This is a genomic window from Pseudomonas sp. 30_B (genome assembly GCF_017491605.1).
Classification (GTDB): Bacteria; Pseudomonadota; Gammaproteobacteria; order Pseudomonadales; family Pseudomonadaceae; genus Pseudomonas.
In genome coordinates this window covers 1-571 of record NZ_JAFGYY010000121.1, presented here as the reverse complement: position 1 = coordinate 571, position 571 = coordinate 1, and the positions used below count along the sequence as shown (strand labels likewise).

2 protein-coding genes are annotated in these 571 nt (G+C 69.0%); both read right to left on the bottom strand.

What is annotated here, in order from left to right; all coding sequences use genetic code 11:
• Nucleotides 1–46 precede the first annotated feature (46 nt).
• Nucleotides 47–391: a putative holin gene (locus tag J5M67_RS27520; protein WP_004524439.1), complete on the bottom strand. Its 345-nt coding sequence runs from the start codon at nt 389–391 to the stop codon at nt 47–49.
• A 14-nt stretch (nt 392–405) separates the two neighbouring features.
• On the bottom strand, nt 406–571 hold a 166-nt coding region (locus J5M67_RS27515), incomplete at its 5' end, for a tail protein X (RefSeq protein ID WP_207888553.1).

Sequence of the window (571 nt, the reverse complement as noted above, 5' to 3'; positions counted from 1 at the left end):
GGCCAGGTGCGCGGCGAGCGCGACGAGTGCGGACGAGACATGCACGTCAGTCTCCCTTGCGAAACAGCGCGAACAGGTCCATGCCCTTCACGCGCTCGATCAGCGTGAGCGTGACCGCGATCACGAGCGCGGCCGCGAAGAACGCGGCGACGCCCGTCGAGCGGATCGGCACGGCGTGGATGATTTCAGGCGCGGCGAGGTAGCCCATCACGAGCGAGATGAGCATGTACGCGGCGCGCTTCGCGAGGCCGAGGTCTTTCGACGTGACGACGACGAGCGCCGCGCCCGCGAACGCGCCGATTAGCGCGTCGCCGTCGACGCCCGGCGCGATGCCGGCGAGGCCGACCGCGGCGAACAGCGCCGCGGCCGAAGAAGTGTTCGGTTCAGCCATTCATTCGGCTCCGGTCAGTCAAACAGTTGCAATAGCGGCGTGGTCGTCTCGATCGCGCGGCGCTCGGGCATCTCCACGACGGTTCCCATCGGCAGCACCACGCCGAGCTCGGCGAGGCCGGGGTTCGCTTCGAGCACGGCTTCAACCGTGCCCGCCGTGCTGCCGTAGTGCCTCCAGCAC

Coding starts and splice junctions, on each gene's coding strand:
- J5M67_RS27520 (WP_004524439.1), bottom strand. CDS start 391: ATGGCTGAACCGAACACTTCTTCGGCCGCGGCGCTGTTCGCCGCGGTC.